This window comes from Streptomyces sp. NPDC093109 (assembly GCF_040701725.1).
Taxonomy (GTDB): domain Bacteria; phylum Actinomycetota; class Actinomycetes; order Streptomycetales; family Streptomycetaceae; genus Streptomyces.
Window position 1 is genome coordinate 242151 of sequence record NZ_JBFBEZ010000002.1, and the last position, 20001, is coordinate 262151.

The window sequence follows — 20001 nt, forward strand, 5'->3', positions numbered from 1 at the left end:
CGGGCTCCGCGTCCCTAGCGTGGAACACATGACACAGCACACGACGAACCTCCCCCGCCGGACCCTGGGCGGACAGGGTCTCCAGGCCGGCGCGATCGGCCTGGGCACCATGGGCATGACCATGGCCTACGGAGCCCCGGACGAGCGGGGCGGCGTCGACACGATCCGCCGCGCCTACGAACTCGGTGTCACCCTCTTCGACACCGCCGAGCTCTACGGCCTGGGCACGGGCAGCAACGAGCAGCTTCTCGGCCGCGCCGTGAAGGACTTCCGCGACGACATCCTGCTCGCCACCAAGTTCGGCTTCGACCTCAGCGACCCGGCCAGGATCGGAGTCGCTTTCGACAGCCGTCCCGAGCACATCCGCGAGGTCACCGAGAGCAGCCTCCGCCACCTCGGCACCGACTGCATCGACGTGCTCTACCAGCACCGTGTGGACCCGAACGTCCCCATCGAGGACGTGGCCGGTACGGTCGGCGAGCTGATCGCCGAAGGCAAGGCGCGCTACTTCGGGCTGAGCGAAGCGGGCCCCGACATCATCCGGCGGGCCCACGCGGTTCACCCGGTCTCGGTGCTGCAGACCGAGTACTCGGTGTTCGAGCGGGCGGTGGAGACCGACATCCTGCCGGTGCTCCGCGAGCTGGGCATCGGCTTCGTGCCGTACTCGCCCCTGGGCCGCGGCTTCCTCACCGATGCCGTCAAGCCGGCCGCCGAATATCCCGCCGACGACATGCGCGCCACCGACGACCGCTGGCAGCCCGGCAACTACGAGAAGAACCTCGCCGCGGTCCGCGAGCTGACCGCGCTGGCGGAGAGCAAGGGCATTACGGTCACCCAGCTGGCCCTGGCCTGGCTGCTCGCGCAGGGCGACGACATCGTCCCGATCCCGGGCACGCGCAGCCCGCGGCGCCTGGAGGAGAACGTGGCCGCCGCCCGTACCACCCTCACGCCTCAGGATCTCGGCCGTATCGAGGAGATCCTGCCGCACGGGGCGGCGGGCTCCCGCTACTCCGAGGCGATGATGCCGAACTGGCGGTAGCAGGCGGTAGTCGGCGGTAGCAGGCGGTAGCAGGCGGTAGTCGGCGTATCCCCGGCCGGTGCCGGTGTCGGTGTCGGCACCGGCACCAGGTCAGAGCCAGTTCCAGTTGACGTTGATACGGCCCGCGTTGAGGTCGCCGATGCGGGAGAACGCCGTCGGGCTGAGGTCGATGTCGTTCGTGGCACAGCCGGCGCAGCGGTCGACGACGGTGACGGTCACCGAGCCCCAGGGGCCGCTGACCGCCATCCGGCGCCCGCACGCGGGGGAGTTGTTGGGGTTGGGGTACGTGCCGTAGAGCGCGGGCGAGATGGCCACCACCAGCTCGCTGTCGTTGTTGTACCAACCACAGGCGCCGAGGCCGGTGTTGTACCAGGTCGCCTGGCCGGCGACCTGAACCTGTACCGCGTCCGGGGTGGCGTCGGCGCTGGCCGTCGCGGTGGTCGCGGTGGCGCCGAGCGTGCCGAGAGCGAGGGCGGTGGAGGCGCCGGCCAGCAGGGCGGCGGGGATACGGGATATGCGGGACATCGATTGACCCCTTCGAACAGGTGGATGTGTTCGGGAGTGGCGCCAGTCATCCGGTCCGGGGGAGCGAGGTTGGTCCGGACTAATGATGCGCAGGGGGTCACCGCTTTCCCAGAGGGCCTTTTCCGCCACTTGCGCGCGCCTTTACGACGGTGAGGTCACCGCACTTGTGGCTGAATCCGTATCGCCCGATCGGGGGCGCGGCAGGGTGCCGTCGTTGACCAGCCCCGCCACCGCGTTGGCGTGCTCCCTGACCAGGTAGTCCGTGGCGTGCTCGGCCGTGGACTCGTACTCCAGCTGCTCGCGGTAGAAACGCAGCCGCGTCTCGCAGTCCTGGATGATCTCGCCCCAGGTCCGGACCCAGATCCGGAACGTGGGCTGGGCTACGGCGCAGCCCGGGATCCGGTCCTGCTGGTGGGCCAGTTGCCGCAGGCCGGCGTCCATGGTGTTGCCCACCAGCCAGAAGTCCCAGGTGACGTTGGTGTCGCGGAATCTGTCGTCCGTCATGACGGCCTGCGCGTAGCTGTTGATCTGCGCGAACTCCGTCACACCGAGAACGGTGTCCGGCCTCTTGAGCTCGACCACGAGGTGATGCCGCTCGGACTTCCGGTACCGGGCCGCGCGCGAGAGCATGAGGTCGACGCGACCCCGCCGCCCGTCCTCCCGCAGAACGGGATCCGGCGTGGGCGCCTCGCGGCCCAGCAGCCGGCAGTGCTGGTTCAGCACCTCGTTCAGGCTCCGGTCGCTGACGTGCAGGCCGTACTCCTCGCCGAACACCCAGCACTCCGTCTCCAGGACGCGGTGCAGCTCATCCCGCTCCCTGACCCGCCCCCGCGCCTCCGGGTCGAACACCAGGTGCTCCAGCGCCGCCAGGAAGTCGAGCCGGCCCGTCGCCTCGGTCGACGCCTTGATGAGGGACGAGAGCGGTGTGCGGTCGAGGAGGCGGCTCAGCTCCTCCTGCTCCTGCTTGGAGAGGGCGAAGAGCTCTTCGACGATCCGCAGCACGTCGTTCGGATCGTGCGCCAGTACGGACCTGAGCAGCGCGAACGTGGTCCGCTGCATCCGCTTCATCTGGGGCAGATGCCGGATGACGGTGGTCGCCACCGCGTCGAAGGTCTCCTGCTCCGCGCGCTCCTGGCCGTTCGCGGGCTCGCTCGCGTACGGGTAGATGCCGTCAGCGCGCCACTCCTGGACCAGCTCCCGGCGGCGTTCGTCGGCGCGGGCGCGGAAGTGCCGGCGCAGCTGGTCGCGGGCCGCCGTCAGCACCTCCGCGGTGGCGCGGTCCGGGGTCCAGTCGGCGAAGGAGAGATCGCCCGCGTCGTCGTCCTCGAAGCCCGGCCAGGAGAGGTACGCGGTGAAGTGGAAGCCCGGCGCCTGGATCTCCGGGCGGAGCCGCGTCAGCGACATGCCCCGGCCGTCGCAGAGGATGAGGGCCCTGGAGAAGGGGCGCGACCATTCGATGATCTTGAGCTGCGGCAGCGGCTGCGGCTGCGGCTGCGCCGTCGCCTCGGGCGCGCCCGCCGGGGCCGCAGGGATGTCGTACGTGTCCACCCGCAGCTGCTCCGACGACGGGTCGAGCAGGTGGCCGTCGTACGTGATGCGGATGTCGGGGTACGCGGCCAGATGCAGGGCGAACGCGGCGGTCAGCGCGGAGCGGGCCGTGTCGTCGGCCAGTCTCTCCAGCTCTCTGCCGCCGAACGCCTCGAAGACCGTGCCGGGACGGTCCCCGGTCGGTTCGGGGTCGCTGATGTCGAACTCGTCCATGCAGCCGCGGTCCGCCTCGATGACCACGCGGCGGCGGCCCTGCGGCCCCTCGCTCACGCTGGTCCAGCGCACATCGTGGCCGAGCGCGAAGGCGCGGACCCGGCCGCGGCCGTTCTTGCCGTGCAGCGCCCGTTTCTTCAGGGGGCTGCTCTGCGCGCGCTTCTTCCAGGACACGCCGATGTGCCGGAAGAACTCGTCGCAGCGCTCCGCGCCGATGCCGGTGCCGTCGTCCGCGACGGTCACCCGGTCGACGCCGCCGAGGTCGCCGCGGTCCAGGACGACCTCGACATGCTCGGCGTCCGCGTCCAGCGCGTTCCAGATCAGTTCCTCGACGGCGCCGAGGGGATTGCCGAGCCGCGCGAGTTCCGCCACGTGTTCTCTGCCGATCGTCAGCCGTAAGCGCACCATGTGCCGATCCACTCCACTTTCAGTGACCCAAACGTCACCGAAAGTGTTCCCCGTTGATCGGCCCCGGCGTCGCTCCGCGTCACCGGTGCTACTCTTTCCGGCCGATTGGCCAGGGCAAGTGGCCCTATGGCACACTGTTCAGGTTGCTCGGTTGAGTGCCAATGCTGCGCGCCTCCCGCCGGGAGGACCGGAAGCGAGTCCCACAGTACTCGTCGTCCCAACTGCCTTACGGGGCAGCGCTGGGGCGGACGTACGGGAATCTTTCGGGAAGTGTCAGTGGGGTGCCGACCAGGCTCCCGGTGGCGGAGAGTGATCGCTCAGGCGGTCGCGGTTCTGCTCCGGCCGGCGGACTCGGGCCGCTCCTCGCAGGGGAAATCCTTAGGGAAATTTTCATTGGCGAGGATGCGACACGCCCGACCGCGTGGGTCGGAGAAGAGCCCGGAATCACCGGGTCCCAGAGCGTTACGAGAGACAGGACTACGAAGCAGCCATGGCGGGACAGAAGATCCGCATCCGGCTCAAGGCCTACGACCACGAGGTCATCGATTCCTCGGCGAAGAAGATCGTCGAGACGGTGACGCGTACTGGTGCGTCGGTCGCGGGCCCGGTGCCGCTGCCCACTGAGAAGAACGTGTACTGCGTCATCAAGTCGCCGCACAAGTACAAGGACTCGCGCGAGCACTTCGAGATGCGCACGCACAAGCGCCTGATCGACATCCTCGACCCGACGCCCAAGACCGTTGACTCGCTGATGCGCCTGGACCTTCCGGCCGGCGTTGACATCGAGATCAAGCTCTGAGAGGCGCGGAAGAGATGGCAAAGCAGATCAAGGGTGTCCTGGGCGAGAAGCTCGGCATGACCCAGGTCTGGGACGAGAACAACCGTGTCGTCCCGGTGACCGTGGTCAAGGCCGGGCCCTGCGTTGTTACCCAGGTCCGTACGAATGACAGCGACGGCTACGAGTCGGTCCAGATCGCCTTCGGCGAGATCGACCCGCGCAAGGTGAACAAGCCCCTCAAGGGCCACTTCGCCAAGGCCGACGTGACCCCCCGCCGCCACCTGGTGGAGCTGCGGACCTCCGACGCGAGCGAGTACACGCTCGGCCAGGAGATCACCGCCGCCGTGTTCGAGTCCGGCATCAAGGTTGATGTCACGGGCAAGAGCAAGGGCAAGGGCTTCGCCGGTGTCATGAAGCGTCACAACTTCAAGGGCCTCGGCGCCGGTCACGGCACCCAGCGCAAGCACCGCTCGCCTGGCTCCATCGGTGGCTGCGCCACCCCGGGCCGCGTGTTCAAGGGCATGCGGATGGCCGGCCGTATGGGCAACGAGCGGGTCACCACCCAGAACCTGACCGTTCATGCCGTTGACGCGGAGAAGGGCCTCATCCTGATCAAGGGTGCGGTTCCTGGTCCGAACGGCGGCCTCGTCCTGGTCCGTACCGCGGCCAAGGGGGCCTGAGGTAACTGATGAGCACCGTTGACATCCTTTCGCCGGCAGGCGACAAGGCCGGGACCGTCGAACTCCCTTCGGAGATCTTCGACGCGAAGGTCAGCATTCCGCTGATCCACCAGGTCGTTGTCGCCCAGCTGGCCGCTGCCCGCCAGGGCACGCACAAGACCAAGACCCGTGGCGAAGTCCGCGGCGGTGGCAAGAAGCCGTACCGCCAGAAGGGCACCGGCCGCGCCCGTCAGGGCTCGACCCGCGCCCCGCAGTTCGCCGGCGGTGGCGTCGTCCACGGCCCGCAGCCGCGTGACTACTCGCAGCGGACCCCGAAGAAGATGAAGGCCGCCGCCCTGCGCGGTGCCCTCACCGACCGGGCCCGTCACTCCCGTATCCACGTCGTCTCCGGCGTGGTCGACGGCGCGGTCTCCACCAAGGCCGCGAAGACGCTGCTGGGCAAGATCTCCGAGCGCAAGCACGTGCTCCTGATCGCCGAGCGCTCCGACGAGGCCGCGTGGCTCTCCGCCCGCAACCTGCCCCAGGTGCACATCCTGGCGCCGGGCCAGCTCAACACGTACGACGTGATCGTCTCCGACGACGTGGTCTTCACCCAGGCCGCTTTCGAGTCCTTCGTGTCTGGCCCTTCCAAGGCCGATGACTCCGAAGGGACCGAAGACTGATGGCCGAGATCACCAGCAAGACCTTCGAGGACCCGCGCGACATTCTCGTGAAGCCCGTGGTCTCCGAGAAGAGCTACGCGCTGCTCGACGAGAACAAGTACACGTTCATCGTGGCGCCCCACGCCAACAAGACCCAGATCAAGCAGGCCGTGGAAGCGGTCTTCTCGGTCAAGGTCGCCGGGGTCAACACGATCAACCGTCAGGGCAAGCGCAAGCGCACCCGCACCGGTTTCGGCAAGCGCGCCAACACCAAGCGCGCCATCGTGACCCTTGCCGAGGGCGACCGTATCGACATCTTCGGCGGCCCGACCTCCTGACGGAGGTCGAGACGTCCAGGATCCGGAATATTTCCGAGGACTGAGAGACAATGGGTATCCGCAAGTACAAGCCGACGACCCCGGGCCGTCGTGGCTCCAGCGTCGCCGACTTTGTCGAGATCACGCGGTCCACGCCGGAGAAGTCGCTGGTCCGCCCGCTGCACAGCAAGGGCGGCCGTAACAACGCCGGTCGTGTGACTGTTCGCCACCAGGGTGGTGGCCACAAGCGCGCCTACCGGGTGATCGACTTCCGTCGTCACGACAAGGACGGCGTGCCGGCCAAGGTCGCGCACATCGAGTACGACCCCAACCGCACCGCCCGCATCGCGCTGCTGCACTACGCAGACGGCGAGAAGCGCTACATCATCGCCCCGGCCAAGCTGAGCCAGGGCGACCGGGTTGAGAACGGCCCCGGCGCCGACATCAAGCCGGGCAACAACCTGCCGCTGCGCAACATCCCGGTGGGTACGACCATCCACGCCATCGAGATGCGTCCCGGCGGCGGCGCGAAGATCTCCCGCTCCGCGGGCGCTTCGGTGCAGCTGCTGGCGAAGGAGGGCTCCATGGCCACCCTTCGTATGCCCTCCGGTGAAGTCCGGATGGTCGACGTGCGCTGCCGCGCCACCATCGGCGAGGTCGGCAACGCCGAGCAGTCGAACATCAACTGGGGCAAGGCCGGCCGTATGCGCTGGAAGGGCGTTCGCCCGACCGTCCGCGGTGTCGCGATGAACCCGGTCGACCACCCGCACGGTGGTGGTGAGGGCAAGACCTCCGGTGGTCGCCACCCGGTCAGCCCGTGGGGTCAGAAGGAGGGTCGTACTCGCTCGCCGAAGAAGGCAAGCAGCAAGTACATCGTCCGCCGCCGCAAGACGAACAAGAAGCGCTAGGAGCGGGTTTAGATGCCGCGCAGTCTCAAGAAGGGGCCCTTCGTCGACGGACACCTCATCAAGAAGGTGGACGTCCAGAACGAAGCAGGCACCAAGAACGTCATCAAGACCTGGTCCCGTCGCTCGATGATCGTCCCGGCCATGCTCGGCCACACGATCGCGGTGCACAACGGCAAGATCCACGTCCCGGTGTTCGTCACCGAGTCGATGGTCGGCCACAAGCTCGGCGAGTTCTCGCCGACTCGCACCTTCCGCGGCCACGTCAAGGACGACCGGAAGTCGAAGCGCCGCTAACGCGGGGTGACTGACTATGACTTACACCGAAGGGACAACCATGGAAGCCAGGGCCCAGGCGCGGTACATCCGCGTCACGCCCATGAAGGCCCGCCGAGTGGTGGACCTCATCCGTGGCATGGATGCCACGGAGGCTCAGGCGGTCCTGCGCTTCGCCCCGCAGGCCGCGAGCGTGACGGTAGGCAAGGTGCTCGACAGCGCCATTGCCAATGCCGCTCACAACTACGACCACACCGACGCCTCTTCGCTGGTCATCAGCGAGGCGTACGTGGACGAGGGTCCGACCCTGAAGCGGTTCCGGCCGCGCGCACAGGGACGGGCCTACCGGATCCGTAAGCGGACCAGCCACATCACCGTGGTCGTCAGCAGCAAGGAAGGAACCCGGTAATGGGCCAGAAGGTTAACCCGCATGGGTTCCGGCTCGGTATCACCACGGACTTCAAGTCCCGCTGGTATGCCGACAAGCTGTACAAGGACTACGTCAAGGAAGACGTTGCCATTCGTCGCATGATGACGAAGGGCATGGAGCGGGCCGGCATCTCGAAGGTCGAGATCGAGCGCACCCGTGACCGAGTCCGCGTGGACATCCACACCGCGCGTCCGGGCATCGTCATCGGCCGCCGCGGCGCCGAGGCCGACCGCATCCGCGGCGAGCTGGAGAAGCTGACCGGCAAGCAGGTCCAGCTGAACATCCTCGAGGTCAAGAACCCCGAGGTGGACGCTCAGCTGGTGGCCCAGGCCGTCGCCGAGCAGCTGTCCTCGCGTGTCTCCTTCCGTCGCGCCATGCGTAAGAGCATGCAGTCGACGATGAAGGCCGGCGCCAAGGGCATCAAGATCCAGTGCGGTGGCCGTCTCGGCGGCGCCGAGATGTCCCGCTCGGAGTTCTACCGCGAGGGCCGCGTGCCCCTGCACACGCTCCGTGCGAACGTCGACTACGGCTTCTTCGAGGCCAAGACGACCTTCGGCCGTATCGGTGTGAAGGTCTGGATCTACAAGGGCGACGTCAAGAACATCGCCGAGGTGCGCGCCGAGAACGCCGCGGCCCGCGCCGGCAACCGTCCGGCCCGTGGTGGCGGCAACGACCGTCCCGCCGGCCGCGGTGGCCGCGGTGGCGAGCGTGGCGGCCGTGGCCGCAAGCCGCAGGGCACGGGAGCCGAGGCCCCCAAGGCCGAGGCCACCACCGCTCCGGCCGCTGAGGCGACGTCCTCTTCTACCGGCGGAACGGAGGCCTGACCGAAATGCTGATCCCCCGTAGGGTCAAGCACCGCAAGCAGCACCACCCGAAGCGCAGCGGTATGTCCAAGGGTGGCACGCAGGTTGCGTTCGGCGAATACGGTATCCAGGCGCTGACCCCCGCGTACGTGACGAACCGTCAGATCGAGGCCGCTCGTATCGCGATGACCCGTCACATCAAGCGTGGCGGCAAGGTCTGGATCAACATCTACCCGGACCGTCCGCTCACCAAGAAGCCCGCCGAGACCCGCATGGGTTCCGGTAAGGGTTCCCCCGAGTGGTGGATCGCGAACGTCAAGCCCGGTCGGGTGATGTTCGAGCTGTCCTACCCGAACGAGAAGATTGCGCGTGAGGCGCTTACCCGCGCTGCTCACAAGCTTCCGATGAAGTGCCGGATCGTTCGGCGCGAGGCAGGTGAGTCGTGATGGCGGCCGTTACCAAGGCGTCCGAACTGCGCGAGCTGGGCAACGAGGAGCTTGTCGCCAAGCTTCGCGAGGCCAAGGAAGAGCTGTTCAACCTCCGCTTCCAGGCGGCGACCGGTCAGCTCGAAAACCACGGGCGGCTGAAGCTCGTCCGTAAGGACATCGCGCGGATCTACACCCTGATGCGTGAGCGCGAGCTGGGCATCGAAACGGTGGAGAGCGCCTGATGACTGAGAACAACGTGACCGAGAACAAGGTTTCCCGCGGAGACCGCAAGACCCGTGAGGGTCTCGTCGTCAGCGACAAGATGGACAAGACCGTCGTCGTCGCCGTCGAGGACCGCGTGAAGCACGCCCTGTACGGCAAGGTCATCCGCCGTACGAACAAGCTCAAGGCGCACGACGAGCAGAACGCCGCCGGCATCGGCGACCGCGTCCTCCTGATGGAGACCCGGCCGCAGTCCGCCACGAAGCGGTGGCGCATCGTCGAGATCCTCGAGAAGGCCAAGTAATTCGGTAATTCCCTCCGCGGGGGTCTCCCCGCGGAGGTAGTTCCGCCAGGCTCCGGGGGCCGCTCACCGAGCGGCCCCCGGGGAACCGGCAGACGATCAGGAGATAGACGTGATCCAGCAGGAGTCGCGACTGCGCGTCGCCGACAACACGGGTGCGAAGGAAATTCTCACCATCCGTGTTCTCGGTGGCTCGGGTCGCCGCTACGCGGGCATCGGCGACGTCATCGTCGCCACCGTCAAGGACGCGATCCCCGGCGGCAATGTGAAGAAGGGTGACGTCGTCAAGGCGGTCATCGTTCGCACCGTCAAGGAGCGCCGCCGTCCGGACGGCTCGTACATCCGCTTCGACGAGAACGCCGCCGTCATTCTCAAGAACGACGGCGACCCTCGTGGCACCCGCATCTTCGGCCCGGTGGGCCGCGAGCTGCGCGAGAAGAAGTTCATGAAGATCATCTCGCTCGCTCCGGAGGTGCTGTAAGCATGAAGATCAAGAAGGGCGACCTGGTTCAGGTCATCACCGGTAAGGACAAGGGCAAGCAGGGCAAGGTCATCGTGGCCTACCCCACGCAGGACCGTGTTCTCGTCGAGGGTGTCAACCGGGTCAAGAAGCACACCAAGGCCGGTCAGACGGCTCGCGGTTCGCAGACCGGCGGCATTGTGACCACCGAGGCCCCCGTCCACGTCAGCAACGTTCAGCTGGTCGTGGAGAAGGACGGCAAGAAGGTCGTCACTCGCGTCGGCTACCGCTTTGACGACGAGGGCAACAAGATCCGCGTTGCCAAGCGGACCGGTGAGGACATCTGATGACTGCGACCACTACCGCGCCGCGTCTGAAGCTGCGCTACCGCGAGGAGATCGCCGGCAAGCTGCGTGAGGAGTTCTCCTACGAGAACGTCATGCAGATCCCCGGTCTCGTCAAGATCGTGGTCAACATGGGTGTGGGCGACGCCGCCCGCGACTCCAAGCTGATCGAGGGCGCCATCAAGGACCTCACCACGATCACCGGCCAGAAGCCGTCTGTCACCAAGGCCCGCAAGTCCATCGCGCAGTTCAAGCTGCGCGAGGGTCAGCCGATCGGCTGCCACGTCACCCTCCGCGGTGACCGCATGTGGGAGTTCCTGGACCGTACGCTGTCGCTCGCGCTGCCGCGTATCCGTGACTTCCGTGGTCTGTCGCCGAAGCAGTTCGACGGCCGTGGCAACTACACCTTCGGTCTCACGGAGCAGGTCATGTTCCACGAGATCGACCAGGACAAGATCGACCGGGTCCGGGGCATGGACATCACCGTGGTGACCACGGCGGTCAACGACGACGAGGGTCGTGCCCTCCTTCGTCACCTCGGCTTCCCGTTCAAGGAGAACTGACCGTGGCGAAGAAGGCTCTGATCGCTAAGGCCGCCCGCAAGCCGAAGTTCGGTGTGCGCGGTTACACCCGCTGCCAGCGCTGCGGCCGTCCCCACTCCGTCTACCGCAAGTTCGGCCTCTGCCGCGTGTGCCTTCGTGAGATGGCCCACCGTGGCGAGCTGCCGGGCGTGACCAAGAGTTCCTGGTAGTCCTCCGTTCTCCGGAGAACTGCTCGAAACTCTCGGTAAGCAATTTGGGTGGGCAGGAGCCCTCCCCCACATGCCGTAGGCTTGTGGGGTTGGGCGCCTGCCGTCCATTAAGACTTACTACGCCGTAGGTCCCCGCACCGCACCCGTCCCGGCTCTGATCGGGGAGAGGGATGGCGCATACAGGAAACCCCGGCGAGAGAGGCCGAAGGCCAATTCATGACCATGACTGATCCCATCGCAGACATGCTCACGCGTCTGCGCAACGCGAACTCGGCATACCACGACGACGTCGTGATGCCGCACAGCAAGATCAAGTCGCACATCGCGGAGATCCTCCAGCAGGAGGGCTTCATCACCGGCTGGAAGGTCGAGGACGCCGAAGTCGGCAAGAACCTCGTCCTGGAGCTGAAGTTCGGCCCGAACCGCGAGCGTTCGATCGCCGGCATCAAGCGCATCTCCAAGCCGGGTCTGCGTGTGTACGCGAAGTCCACCAATCTGCCGAAGGTTCTGGGCGGCCTGGGCGTGGCGATCATCTCCACGTCCCACGGTCTCCTGACCGGCCAGCAGGCCAGCAAGAAGGGCGTAGGTGGGGAAGTCCTCGCCTACGTCTGGTAGTCGGGAACGGAGGAAAAGCTCATGTCGCGAATCGGCAAGCTCCCCATCCAGGTTCCCGCCGGTGTGGACGTCACCATCGATGGCCGCACGGTCGCGGTGAAGGGCCCCAAGGGTTCCCTCTCGCACACCGTCGCCGCGCCGATCGAGGTCACCAAGGGCGAGGACGGCACTCTTTCGGTGCTGCGCCCCAACGACGAGCGTCAGAACAAGGCCCTCCACGGCCTGTCCCGCACGCTGGTGGCGAACATGATCACCGGCGTGACCACGGGATACATCAAGGCGCTCGAAATCAGTGGTGTCGGTTACCGCGTCCAGGCGAAGGGCTCCAACCTGGAGTTCGCCCTGGGCTACAGCCACCCGATCACCATCGAGGCCCCCGAAGGCATCACCTTCAAGGTCGAGACGCCCACGAAGTTCACCGTCGAGGGCATCGACAAGCAGAAGGTCGGCGAGGTCGCCGCTAAGATCCGCAAGCTGCGGAAGCCCGACCCGTACAAGGCCAAGGGCGTCAAGTACGCGGGCGAGGTCATCCGCCGCAAGGTCGGAAAGGCGGGTAAGTAAGCCATGGCATACGGTGTAAAGATCGCCAAGGGTGACGCGTACAAGCGCGCTGCCATCAAGCGTCGTCACATCCGCGTCCGTAAGCACGTCTCCGGTACGCCGGAGCGTCCTCGCCTCGTAGTGACGCGCTCCAACCGCAACATCGTCGCGCAGGTCATCGACGACATCGCGGGCCACACGCTCGCTTCGGCGTCGACGCTGGACACCTCGATCCGCGGTGGCGAGGGCGACAAGAGCGCCCAGGCCCAGAAGGTCGGGGCCCTGGTCGCCGAGCGCGCCAAGGCTGCCGGTGTCGAGGCCGTCGTGTTCGACCGTGGTGGCAACAGGTACGCCGGGCGCATTGCCGCTCTGGCTGACGCCGCCCGCGAAGCCGGGCTGAAGTTCTAAGCCCCGGTTCCGGGACTAACGGACGTAACAGAGAGAGGTAAATCCAATGGCTGGACCCCAGCGCCGCGGAAGCGGTGCCGGTGGCGGCGAGCGGCGGGACCGGAAGGGTCGCGACGGTGGCGCTGCCGCCGAGAAGACCGCTTACGTTGAGCGCGTTGTCGCGATCAACCGTGTCGCCAAGGTTGTGAAGGGTGGTCGTCGCTTCAGCTTCACCGCGCTGGTCGTGGTGGGCGATGGTGACGGCACCGTCGGCGTCGGTTACGGGAAGGCGAAGGAGGTTCCGGCCGCCATCGCCAAGGGTGTTGAGGAGGCCAAGAAGAACTTCTTCAAGGTCCCCCGTATCCAGGGCACGATTCCTCACCCGATCCAGGGCGAGAAGGCGGCCGGCGTCGTTCTGCTCAAGCCGGCTTCCCCCGGTACCGGCGTTATCGCCGGTGGCCCGGTGCGTGCCGTGCTCGAGTGCGCCGGCGTGCACGACATCCTGTCGAAGTCGCTCGGCTCGGACAACGCGATCAACATCGTGCACGCGACCGTGGCGGCCCTCAAGGGCCTGCAGCGTCCCGAGGAGATCGCGGCCCGCCGCGGTCTGCCCCTCGAGGACGTCGCTCCCGCGGCTCTGCTCCGTGCGCGTGCGGGAGCGGGTGCGTAATGGCCCGTCTCAAGATCACGCAGACGAAGTCGTACATCGGCAGCAAGCAGAACCACCGCGACACCCTTCGTTCGCTCGGGCTGAAGCGCCTGCACGACGTGGTTGTCAAGGAAGACCGTCCCGAGTTCCGCGGCATGGCCAACACCGTGCGGCACCTCGTCACGGTTGAGGAGGTTGACTGACATGGCGGAGAACAGCCCGCTGAAGGCACATGACCTCCGTCCCGCCCCGGGCGCCAAGACGGCCAAGACCCGTGTGGGTCGTGGTGAGGCGTCCAAGGGTAAGACCGCAGGTCGTGGTACCAAGGGTACGAAGGCCCGTTACCAGGTTCCGGCACGCTTCGAGGGTGGGCAGATGCCCCTCCACATGCGCCTGCCGAAGCTGAAGGGCTTCAAGAACCCCTTCCGCACCGAGTACCAGGTCGTGAACCTGGACAAGCTCTCCGCTCTCTACCCCGAGGGCGGTGTGGTCACGGTGGCCGACCTGGTCACCAAGGGTGCGGTACGCAAGAACAGCCTCGTCAAGGTCCTGGGCCAGGGCGAGATCTCCGTAGCGATCCAGGTTTCGGTTGACGCCGTCTCCGGGTCCGCCAAGGAGAAGATTGCCGCCGCCGGCGGCACCGTCACCGAGCTCGTCTGAGACAACTCGATGGCCTGAACATCCGACCGGGGATGCCTCTCAAAAGGGGCATCCCCGGTTGGTCGTTCCAAGGGGGGCACAGTCGCCGGTAAGGTGGCGTGCGTTCTTGCTGTATTGAAGCCGGGGGTTCGCCCCCGGACCCGGGGACCCTTCCCGGAACCGCTCGTTCCGTATCCGTCGATCCTCAATACCGTCACCTCTGACGCAGTAGCGCGGGGGTCGCAGGAGGCACCGTGCTCACCGCGTTCGCCCGGGCGTTCAAGACGCCCGACCTGCGCAAGAAGCTGCTCTTCACGCTGGCCATCATCGTGCTGTACCGGCTCGGGGCGCACGTGCCCGTTCCCGGGGTCAGCTACGCGAATGTCCAGATCTGTGTCGACGCGGCTCAGAAGGGCAACAACAGCCTGTTCGGGCTCGTGAACATGTTCAGCGGCGGGGCGCTGCTCCAGATCACGATCTTCGCCCTGGGCATCATGCCGTACATCACCGCGAGCATCATCCTCCAGCTGCTGACCGTGGTCATCCCCCGGCTGGAAGCCCTGAAGAAGGAAGGGCAGTCCGGCACGGCGAAGATCACGCAGTACACCCGTTACCTGACGGTCGCCCTTGCCATCCTCCAGGGCACCGGCCTGGTCGCCACCGCCCGCAGCGGCGCTCTCTTCAGCGGCTGCCCGGTCGCCTCGGAGATCGTTCCCGACAAGTCGATCTTCGTGACCGCCACCATGGTGATCACCATGACCGCCGGCACCGCGTGCGTCATGTGGCTCGGTGAGCTCGTCACCGACCGCGGCATCGGCAACGGCATGTCCATCCTGATGTTCATCTCGATCGCCGCCGGTTTCCCCGGCGCGCTCTGGGCCATCAAGGAGAGCGGCAATCTGGCCCACGGCTGGATCGAGTTCGGCACGGTCATCCTGATCGGCTTCGTGATGGTCGGCCTCGTCGTCTTCGTCGAGCAGGCGCAGCGCCGTATCCCCGTCCAGTACGCGAAGCGCATGATCGGCCGCCGGTCCTACGGCGGTACGTCGACGTACATCCCGCTCAAGGTGAACCAGGCGGGTGTTATCCCGGTCATCTTCGCGTCGTCCCTGCTCTACATCCCGGCGCTGGTCGCGCAGTTCTCCAGTGGCCAGTCGGGCTGGAAGACCTGGATCGAGGCGCACTTCGTCAAGGGCGACCACCCCTACTACATCGCCACGTACTTCTTGTTGATCGTGTTCTTCGCCTTCTTCTACGTGGCGATTTCGTTCAACCCCGAAGAAGTCGCTGACAACATGAAGAAGTATGGTGGCTTCATCCCGGGTATCCGGGCAGGTCGTCCCACGGCCGAGTATCTGAGCTACGTGCTCAACCGGATCACTTGGCCGGGCTCGCTGTACCTGGGTCTGATCGCTCTCGTTCCGACGATGGCGTTGGCGGGCTTCGGCGGTGCTAACCAGAACTTCCCGTTCGGCGGGACAAGCATCCTGATCATCGTGGGTGTGGGTCTGGAGACCGTGAAGCAGATCGAGAGCCAGCTTCAGCAGCGCAATTACGAAGGGTTCCTCCGCTGATGCGAATCGTCCTCGTCGGGCCGCCCGGTGCCGGCAAGGGAACGCAGGCCGCGTACCTTGCCAAGAACCTGTCGATCCCGCACATCTCCACGGGCGACCTTTTCCGTGCCAACATCAGCAAGGGCACGGACCTCGGGAAACAGGCGAAGGCGTACATGGACGCCGGGAACCTGGTGCCCGACGAGGTGACCATCGCGATGGCGCAGGACCGCATGGCCCAGCCGGACGCCGAGAACGGCTTCCTCCTGGACGGCTTCCCGCGCAATGTGTCGCAGGCGGTCTCGCTCGACGAGGCGCTCACGGCGGAGGGTGTGAAGCTGGACGCGGTGCTGGACCTGGAGGTCCCCGAGGGCGAGGTCGTGAAGCGGATCGCCGGACGGCGGATCTGCCGGAACGACAGCGCGCATGTCTTCCACGTGACGTACAGCCCGCCGAAGACGGAGGACGTCTGTGACTTCTGCGGCGGCGAGCTGTACCAGCGGGACGACGACTCCGAGGCGACGGTACGGACGCGCCTGGAGGTCTACCACACGCAGACCGAGCCGATCATCGACCACTACCGGGCCCAGGGCCTCGTGGTGACGATCTCCGCGCTCGGCAAGGTCACCGAGGTGACCGAGCGTGCGATGGAGGCGCTCGGGCGGGGGCCGGCCGCGGCCTGATCCCGTACGTACGACGTAGTTTTGGTGAGGCCGTGGTGTCCCTCGGGGCACTGCGGCCTTACTGTTGAACACGGTGTTCATTAAGATGACCGTTCATTAAGATGACCGATTTGCTGAAACGTTCTTGGAAGGCGAAGGCATAGCCATGGTGGAGATCAAGACTCCCGACCAGATCGCGAAGATGCGCGAGGCGGGACTGGTCGTCGCCGCCGTCCACGCGGCCACGAGCGCCGCGGCGGTACCCGGCGCCACCACGAACGATCTCGACCAGATCGCGCGCAAGGTGCTGGCCGAGCACGGCGCCAAGCCGAACTTCCTCGGGTACGGCGGGTTCCCCGCGACGATCTGCACCTCGGTCAACGAGGTCGTCGTGCACGGCATCCCCGACGGGAAGACCGTCCTCAAGGACGGCGACATCATCTCCATCGACGCCGGCGCGATCATCGACGGCTGGCACGGTGACGCGGCCTTCACCGCCTTCGTCGGCACCGGTCACGCTCCGGAGCTGATCGAGCTCTCCCGGGTCACCGAGGAGTCCATGTGGGCCGGCATCGCCGCGATGCGCGCCGGCAGCCGGCTGGTCGACGTCTCGCGCGCGATCGAGACGTACATCCGCCGCCAGCCGCGCCCCGGCGGCGGCAAGTACGGGATCATCGAGGACTACGGCGGCCACGGCATCGGCACGGAGATGCACATGGAGCCGCACCTGCTGAACTACGTCACCCGCAAGCGCGGCAAGGGCCCGAAGCTGGTCCCGGGCTTCTGCCTGGCCATCGAGCCGATGGTCTCGCTCGGCACGCCCCACACCGAGGTGCTGGAGGACGAGTGGACCGTCATCACGACGGACGGCACCTGGTCCTCGCACTGGGAGCACTCGGTGGCGCTGACGGAGGACGGCCCGCTGGTGCTGACGGCGGTGGACGGCGGCAAGGCGAAGCTCGCGGAGCTGGGCGTGACGGCGGCGCCGGATCCGCTGGCGTAAGGGGCGGCCTCGTTCCGCCTGCTTAAAACTCACGCGCTCTGGGCAAACTCAACGGATTCGTCTTTTCGAGGGCACTCCCGTAGACTGACGCGTCGGCTCTGGTGTACCCGTGTGTCCTCATGCGGCTGCCAGAATCGATCAAGGTAGCCGATTCGAAGGGCGAAGCGTGGCCAAGAAGCAAGGTGCCATCGAGATCGAGGGCACCGTGATCGAGTCCCTCCCGAACGCTATGTTCAAGGTGGAGCTGCAGAACGGTCACAAGGTCCTCGCGCACATCAGCGGGAAGATGCGGATGCACTACATCCGAATCCTCCCCGATGACCGGGTAGTGGTGGAGCTGTCTCCCTACGACCTGACGCGTGGCCGGATCGTCTACCGATACAAGTAGATCTTGCTGGCACCCCTCAGACGGGTGTCCGCACTGACCCGGAGAACCTCATCCCATGAAGGTCAAGCCGAGCGTCAAGAAGATCTGCGACAAGTGCAAGGTGATCCGCCGTCACGGCCGGGTCATGGTCATCTGCGACAACCTGCGCCACAAGCAGCGCCAGGGCTGACGTACGACCGCCTGCCTCTCGCAGTACTTCGCGCGACGCGAGCAACACCGTAATTACGCAGTGTCCGGTCCCGCCCCCGTCAGTCATGACAGGGCAGAGGCCGACACCTCCGGCGGAGGCCGGGGACCCGGCCACAGCCGGCCGGGAAAGACACTGCTGAAGACCTCCGAATCAACAGGAGCCATGAATGGCACGCCTTGCAGGCGTTGACCTCCCGCGCGAAAAGCGCGTCGAGGTCGCCCTCACCTACGTCTTCGGTATCGGGCGCACCCGGTCCAAGGAGACCCTCGCCGCCGTTGGTGTCGACGCGAACGTCCGCGTCCGCGACCTTGCCGAGGAAGACCTCGTCAAGATCCGCGAGTACGTCGACGCCAACCTCAAGACCGAGGGTGACCTCCGTCGCGAGATCGCGGCCGACATCCGCCGCAAGGTCGAGATCGGCTGCTACCAGGGTCTGCGTCACCGCCGCGGCCTCCCGGTGCACGGCCAGCGCACCAGCACGAACGCTCGTACCCGCAAGGGCCCGCGTCGCGCCATCGCCGGTAAGAAGAAGCCGGGCAAGAAGTAGTCCTCAGCCGGACGCTCATCAGCGGTCTTGCGCTGTAGGACCGACCACCTCCCTGTAGGAGTAATAGATGCCCCCCAAGGGTCGTCAGGGCGCTGCCAAGAAGGTGCGCCGCAAGGAAAAGAAGAACGTCGCTCACGGGCACGCCCACATCAAGAGCACGTTCAACAACACCATCGTCTCGATCACGGACCCCTCGGGCAACGTGATCTCCTGGGCCTCCGCCGGCCACGTCGGCTTCAAGGGCTCGCGCAAGTCCACCCCCTTCGCCGCGCAGATGGCCGCCGAGTCGGCCGCCCGCCGCGCGCAGGAGCACGGCATGCGCAAGGTCGACGTCTTCGTCAAGGGTCCCGGCTCCGGCCGTGAGACCGCGATCCGCTCGCTCCAGGCCACCGGCCTGGAGGTGGGCTCGATCCAGGACGTCACCCCCACCCCGCACAACGGCTGCCGCCCGCCGAAGCGTCGTCGCGTCTGACCCTTCGGGGTCGGTGACACGCGTTGTTTTCTGGGGTGCGGGCGGTACGGCTCATTCGGGCTGTGCCGCCCGTACCCTTGCACATAGGGCATCAAATAGTGGGTGCCCATGACAGAAGGATCTCGCCATGCTGATCGCTCAGCGCCCTTCGCTGACCGAAGAAGTCGTTGACGAATACCGCTCGCGGTTCGTCATCGAGCCGCTGGAGCCGGGCTTCGGCTACACGCTCGGGAACTCCCTCCGCCGTACGCTCCTCTCCTCGATCCCCGGTGCCGCTGTCACCAGCATCCGGATCGACGGAGTCCTGCACGAGTTCACCACCGTGCCGGGCGTCAAGGAGGACGTGACCGACCTCATCCTCAACATCAAGCAGCTGGTCGTCTCCTCGGAGCACGACGAGCCCGTCGTGATGTACCTGCGCAAGCAGGGTCCCGGCCTGGTCACCGCCGCCGACATCGCGCCCCCGGCCGGTGTCGAGGTCCACAACCCGGACCTCGTCCTGGCGACGCTGAACGGCAAGGGCAAGCTGGAGATGGAGCTGACCGTCGAGCGCGGTCGCGGCTACGTCTCCGCCGTCCAGAACAAGCAGGTGGGCCAGGAGATCGGCCGGATCCCGGTCGACTCCATCTACTCGCCGGTGCTCAAGGTCACGTACAAGGTCGAGGCGACGCGTGTCGAGCAGCGCACCGACTTCGACAAGCTGATCGTCGACGTCGAGACCAAGCAGGCCATGCGACCGCGCGACGCCATGGCGTCCGCCGGTAAGACGCTGGTCGAGCTGTTCGGTCTCGCGCGCGAGCTGAACATCGACGCCGAGGGCATCGACATGGGCCCCTCGCCCACGGACGCCGCGCTCGCCGCCGATCTCGCCCTGCCGATCGAGGAGCTGGAGCTCACCGTTCGGTCGTACAACTGCCTCAAGCGCGAGGGCATCCACTCCGTGGGTGAGCTCGTGGCGCGTTCCGAGGCCGACCTGCTCGACATCCGTAACTTCGGTGCCAAGTCGATCGACGAGGTCAAGGCGAAGCTGGCCGGCATGGGCCTGGCGCTCAAGGACAGCCCGCCCGGATTCGACCCGACCGCCGCGGCGGACGCCTTCGGCGCCGATGACGACGCGGACGCCGGTTTCGTCGAGACCGAGCAGTACTGATACGCCTCCGGCCGGCGGTTGGGGCGTTGTCCTCAATCGCCGGACGGGCTTGAAGTGAATACTTCCGGAGCGAGAGCTCTGGGTTCCGGCGGGTAATCGCCCGTCCGGGAACTGACATCGGTACCTGACACGGCCGG

The 20001-nt window shown here is 66.6% G+C and carries 32 protein-coding genes; 30 read left to right on the forward strand and 2 right to left on the reverse strand.

The features are described from left to right. Positions 1–28: 28 nt before the first annotated feature. Positions 29–1039, forward strand: coding sequence for an aldo/keto reductase (locus tag AB0389_RS03450; protein WP_366393627.1), 1011 nt, complete (start codon positions 29–31; stop codon positions 1037–1039). Positions 1040–1129: 90 nt separating this feature from the next. On the opposite strand, the gene AB0389_RS03455 is transcribed toward AB0389_RS03450, so the two are convergent. Beyond that, on the reverse strand, positions 1130–1564 hold the full coding sequence (locus tag AB0389_RS03455; protein WP_366393628.1) for an RlpA-like double-psi beta-barrel domain-containing protein: 435 nt from the start codon (positions 1562–1564) through the stop codon (positions 1130–1132). 141 nt (positions 1565–1705) lie between these two features. Next, positions 1706–3733, reverse strand: coding sequence for an ATP-binding protein (locus AB0389_RS03460; protein ID WP_366393629.1), 2028 nt, complete (start codon positions 3731–3733; stop codon positions 1706–1708). 490 nt (positions 3734–4223) lie between these two features. On the opposite strand from AB0389_RS03460, the gene rpsJ reads away from it, so the two are divergent. The 29 genes from rpsJ to AB0389_RS03605 all read left to right on the forward strand — a co-directional run bounded on the left by rpsJ (position 4224) and on the right by AB0389_RS03605 (position 19864). After that, a complete protein-coding gene (gene rpsJ, locus AB0389_RS03465) occupies positions 4224–4532 on the forward strand; it encodes a 30S ribosomal protein S10 (protein ID WP_003948644.1) in 309 nt (102 codons plus the stop codon). Positions 4533–4546: 14 nt separating this feature from the next. After that, positions 4547–5191, forward strand: a complete 645-nt coding sequence (gene rplC / locus AB0389_RS03470) for a 50S ribosomal protein L3 (protein WP_114659663.1) — start codon at positions 4547–4549, stop codon at positions 5189–5191. Positions 5192–5199: 8 nt separating this feature from the next. Then, the gene (rplD, locus tag AB0389_RS03475) at positions 5200–5853 is read left to right on the forward strand and encodes a 50S ribosomal protein L4 (RefSeq protein WP_366393630.1); all 654 of its coding nucleotides are present in this window, start codon (positions 5200–5202) and stop codon (positions 5851–5853) included. After that, complete coding sequence (rplW, locus tag AB0389_RS03480; protein ID WP_366393631.1) at positions 5853–6170, forward strand: 50S ribosomal protein L23; 318 nt, start codon at positions 5853–5855, stop codon at positions 6168–6170. The genes rplD and rplW overlap by 1 nt, the downstream gene beginning before the upstream one ends. 50 nt (positions 6171–6220) lie before the next feature. Next, positions 6221–7057, forward strand: a complete 837-nt coding sequence (rplB, locus tag AB0389_RS03485; RefSeq protein WP_114659660.1) for a 50S ribosomal protein L2 — start codon at positions 6221–6223, stop codon at positions 7055–7057. Between the two features lie 12 nt (positions 7058–7069). Then, a complete protein-coding gene (rpsS, locus tag AB0389_RS03490; RefSeq protein WP_003966956.1) occupies positions 7070–7351 on the forward strand; it encodes a 30S ribosomal protein S19 in 282 nt (93 codons plus the stop codon). Positions 7352–7391: 40 nt separating this feature from the next. Beyond that, positions 7392–7739, forward strand: a complete 348-nt coding sequence (rplV, locus tag AB0389_RS03495) for a 50S ribosomal protein L22 (RefSeq protein ID WP_114625505.1) — start codon at positions 7392–7394, stop codon at positions 7737–7739. Beyond that, complete coding sequence (rpsC, locus tag AB0389_RS03500) at positions 7739–8584, forward strand: 30S ribosomal protein S3 (protein ID WP_114659659.1); 846 nt, start codon at positions 7739–7741, stop codon at positions 8582–8584. The genes rplV and rpsC overlap by 1 nt, the downstream gene beginning before the upstream one ends. Positions 8585–8589: 5 nt before the next feature. Beyond that, on the forward strand, positions 8590–9009 hold the full coding sequence (gene rplP / locus AB0389_RS03505) for a 50S ribosomal protein L16 (protein WP_014047785.1): 420 nt from the start codon (positions 8590–8592) through the stop codon (positions 9007–9009). Continuing rightward, positions 9009–9233 carry a 50S ribosomal protein L29 gene (rpmC, locus tag AB0389_RS03510; RefSeq protein ID WP_030351440.1) on the forward strand — a complete coding sequence of 75 codons (225 nt, stop codon included), beginning with the start codon at positions 9009–9011 and terminating at the stop codon, positions 9231–9233. Before rplP ends, rpmC begins: the two co-directional genes overlap by 1 nt. Then, positions 9233–9517: a 30S ribosomal protein S17 gene (gene rpsQ, locus AB0389_RS03515; RefSeq protein WP_114659658.1), complete on the forward strand. Its 285-nt coding sequence runs from the start codon at positions 9233–9235 to the stop codon at positions 9515–9517. Before rpmC ends, rpsQ begins: the two co-directional genes overlap by 1 nt. Positions 9518–9626: 109 nt before the next feature. After that, a complete protein-coding gene (gene rplN / locus AB0389_RS03520) occupies positions 9627–9995 on the forward strand; it encodes a 50S ribosomal protein L14 (protein WP_003974257.1) in 369 nt (122 codons plus the stop codon). 2 nt (positions 9996–9997) lie between these two features. Then, positions 9998–10321 (forward strand): 50S ribosomal protein L24, encoded by a 324-nt coding sequence (gene rplX, locus AB0389_RS03525; RefSeq protein ID WP_114659657.1) that lies wholly within the window; start codon positions 9998–10000, stop codon positions 10319–10321. Then, positions 10321–10881: a 50S ribosomal protein L5 gene (rplE, locus tag AB0389_RS03530; RefSeq protein ID WP_114659656.1), complete on the forward strand. Its 561-nt coding sequence runs from the start codon at positions 10321–10323 to the stop codon at positions 10879–10881. Before rplX ends, rplE begins: the two co-directional genes overlap by 1 nt. Before the next feature lie 2 nt (positions 10882–10883). Then, entirely contained in the window at positions 10884–11069 is a 186-nt protein-coding gene (locus tag AB0389_RS03535; protein WP_003948630.1) for a type Z 30S ribosomal protein S14, read from the forward strand. A 216-nt stretch (positions 11070–11285) separates the two neighbouring features. Then, a complete protein-coding gene (gene rpsH, locus AB0389_RS03540) occupies positions 11286–11684 on the forward strand; it encodes a 30S ribosomal protein S8 (RefSeq protein ID WP_030351444.1) in 399 nt (132 codons plus the stop codon). A gap of 21 nt (positions 11685–11705) precedes the next feature. Continuing rightward, entirely contained in the window at positions 11706–12245 is a 540-nt protein-coding gene (rplF, locus tag AB0389_RS03545) for a 50S ribosomal protein L6 (protein WP_114659654.1), read from the forward strand. 3 nt (positions 12246–12248) lie between these two features. Then, a complete protein-coding gene (rplR, locus tag AB0389_RS03550; RefSeq protein ID WP_114659653.1) occupies positions 12249–12632 on the forward strand; it encodes a 50S ribosomal protein L18 in 384 nt (127 codons plus the stop codon). A gap of 46 nt (positions 12633–12678) precedes the next feature. Further along, positions 12679–13281, forward strand: coding sequence for a 30S ribosomal protein S5 (gene rpsE, locus AB0389_RS03555; RefSeq protein ID WP_017239585.1), 603 nt, complete (start codon positions 12679–12681; stop codon positions 13279–13281). After that, positions 13281–13463, forward strand: a complete 183-nt coding sequence (gene rpmD, locus AB0389_RS03560; RefSeq protein ID WP_024491595.1) for a 50S ribosomal protein L30 — start codon at positions 13281–13283, stop codon at positions 13461–13463. Before rpsE ends, rpmD begins: the two co-directional genes overlap by 1 nt. 1 nt (position 13464) lies before the next feature. After that, on the forward strand, positions 13465–13920 hold the full coding sequence (gene rplO / locus AB0389_RS03565) for a 50S ribosomal protein L15 (RefSeq protein ID WP_366393632.1): 456 nt from the start codon (positions 13465–13467) through the stop codon (positions 13918–13920). 233 nt (positions 13921–14153) lie between these two features. Then, entirely contained in the window at positions 14154–15473 is a 1320-nt protein-coding gene (secY, locus tag AB0389_RS03570; protein WP_366393633.1) for a preprotein translocase subunit SecY, read from the forward strand. Continuing rightward, complete coding sequence (locus AB0389_RS03575; RefSeq protein ID WP_366393634.1) at positions 15473–16135, forward strand: adenylate kinase; 663 nt, start codon at positions 15473–15475, stop codon at positions 16133–16135. The genes secY and AB0389_RS03575 overlap by 1 nt, the downstream gene beginning before the upstream one ends. A gap of 145 nt (positions 16136–16280) precedes the next feature. After that, positions 16281–17117 (forward strand): type I methionyl aminopeptidase, encoded by an 837-nt coding sequence (map, locus tag AB0389_RS03580; RefSeq protein ID WP_366393635.1) that lies wholly within the window; start codon positions 16281–16283, stop codon positions 17115–17117. A gap of 166 nt (positions 17118–17283) precedes the next feature. Then, complete coding sequence (infA, locus tag AB0389_RS03585; protein ID WP_003956442.1) at positions 17284–17505, forward strand: translation initiation factor IF-1; 222 nt, start codon at positions 17284–17286, stop codon at positions 17503–17505. 55 nt (positions 17506–17560) lie between these two features. Beyond that, a complete protein-coding gene (rpmJ, locus tag AB0389_RS03590; protein ID WP_003956441.1) occupies positions 17561–17674 on the forward strand; it encodes a 50S ribosomal protein L36 in 114 nt (37 codons plus the stop codon). Between the two features lie 187 nt (positions 17675–17861). Beyond that, positions 17862–18242 carry a 30S ribosomal protein S13 gene (gene rpsM / locus AB0389_RS03595; protein WP_366393636.1) on the forward strand — a complete coding sequence of 127 codons (381 nt, stop codon included), beginning with the start codon at positions 17862–17864 and terminating at the stop codon, positions 18240–18242. 67 nt (positions 18243–18309) lie between these two features. After that, complete coding sequence (rpsK, locus tag AB0389_RS03600) at positions 18310–18714, forward strand: 30S ribosomal protein S11 (protein ID WP_003956432.1); 405 nt, start codon at positions 18310–18312, stop codon at positions 18712–18714. A 127-nt stretch (positions 18715–18841) separates the two neighbouring features. Then, positions 18842–19864, forward strand: a complete 1023-nt coding sequence (locus AB0389_RS03605) for a DNA-directed RNA polymerase subunit alpha (protein WP_003956430.1) — start codon at positions 18842–18844, stop codon at positions 19862–19864. Positions 19865–20001: the final 137 nt, after the last annotated feature.